General features: G+C 38.2%; 1 protein-coding gene and 2 pseudogenes. 1 reads left to right on the forward strand and 2 read right to left on the reverse strand.

Annotation, left to right across the window (positions count from 1 at the left end):
• Positions 1 to 439: 439 nt before the first annotated feature.
• Positions 440 to 595 carry a hypothetical protein gene (locus tag F6K53_RS40705; RefSeq protein ID WP_293085891.1) on the forward strand — a complete coding sequence of 52 codons (156 nt, stop codon included), beginning with the start codon at positions 440 to 442 and terminating at the stop codon, positions 593 to 595.
• 118 nt (positions 596 to 713) lie between these two features.
• Here the strand turns inward: F6K53_RS40705 and F6K53_RS40710 are convergent.
• Together F6K53_RS40710 and F6K53_RS40715 are read right to left on the reverse strand one after the other, a co-directional pair.
• A pseudogene (locus F6K53_RS40710) lies at positions 714 to 1362 on the reverse strand (transposase); the annotation flags it as partial.
• Between the two features lie 171 nt (positions 1363 to 1533).
• Positions 1534 to 1658 (reverse strand): annotated as a pseudogene (locus tag F6K53_RS40715) (IS4 family transposase); the annotation flags it as partial.

Consider the following 1658-nt stretch of genomic DNA (forward strand, 5'->3'; position numbering starts at 1 on the left):
ACTACTGATTGATTCATAGGCTGGATTGGGTGTTGGCTTCGGCATTGTGCTAATGCAATTGACTAGCACAATCGAGTCAACCCCACGTTCCTTGCGAAACGTTTCGATATCATTACAAATTTGTGCAGGGTAAACGCATCTAAATTTGTATCACAATTTACAGTCAAAAAGTAAATAATAGTACCAAAAATCTAGAATCACCCTGTTTATTCTCAATAAGCACAACTTATTCTCAATTATTGGCCGTGTTATCCTTAGTCGATTTGAGAGTACTCTCCATTCTTGATTCGTACAAAATCATTATTGGATTTTTGTTTAAAGTCAGCGGAAAATTTGTTGACTGTGAACAAAAAAAACTGCTTTAGGATGGGATTTATTCGAATTTCACAAAAAATTGAGTTAATGATATTTTTGTCTGTTACCATTTCTACTAAATTAGATGCGTTTACCCTGGGAGTCGGGAGTCGGGAGTCGGGAGTCGGGAGTTGGGAGTTGGAAATATGAGAACCGCTATATTGTTGTTTATATTGTTGTTAGTTTAAATTCCCAGCAGTCAAAACTTGCTCAACGGTTAATATCAGCTCAGGAAATGTAGGTGATACCAACTGTTGATTTCCAGTTAACACTGTTTCCTGATATAACCCCAGAAATGTTGAATGTCGTAATAAAACTTTACATATAGAGATATAATTGTCCTATCAATGATCCAATTGTCAACATTTCATAATATCTTCCATCCAATGCACATAACTTATTTTTTGACACATACAGGCTTGTAAATAGCGAAATTTATCTAATATTTTTTCAACCCATTCTTTAGGAACATAGACAACTTGTAAAATCAAATAAGCAATGATACTTGCATAAATTTGTATGGCAATACCATTAATATTTTTTGTGATCAACCTATCCAACTTTAGGTGCATCTTTAAAAATTTCCATTGTCTTGGTGCGCTTTCCCTAGGTCGGGAAACCCGACCGGGGTCGCACCGCAACAATTCAACTCCCCACCTTAATCGATAAATATCCCTAATCTCATCATCCTTAACTGCTCCATCTCCATGACTTGGTAAATTGGTGACTAACCGAAATTCAGTTTTCGTTTCTAAATCACAAAAATTAATCACTCTATAGGCTTTTGCATCTTTTGATGAACCAATTTTTATTAGTCCTGTCTCTGAATCAAACTCTAACTTCCAATTATTATTAATTCGCAAAACAAAATATTTCTCGGCTTGCACTAATTTTTCAATAAAATTTAATAAGCGCAAATCCTCTATCCATTACTCCTACACCGTCTTCTGGTAATTTAGACATCATCTTGTCACCAAACCTATAATCATGAGCATTGTCTTGATGCAAAGCGCGAGTGGGGGAAACCACGGCAAAGCGCGAGTGGGGGGAACCACGGCAATAGCGAGTGGGGGAAACCACGGCAAAGCGCGAGTGGGGGGAACCCCCAAGACCGCGCTGCCTCCCCTGTTCCCTTGCTGCCTCCCCTGTTCCCTTGCTGCCTCCCCAAGACCGCGCTGCATCGCTGCCAAAATTTACCAAATTATCCTCTGGTATTCCTGTAGATAAATTTAGAGAACTAAAAAGTTTTACCTGATGATAACCCAAAGCCCATAGTAACTTACTTGTTAATGTAATAACTGTTG

Origin of the sequence: Moorena sp. SIO4A1, assembly GCF_010672065.1 — a bacterium.
Lineage (GTDB): Bacteria > Cyanobacteriota > Cyanobacteriia > Cyanobacteriales > Coleofasciculaceae > Moorena.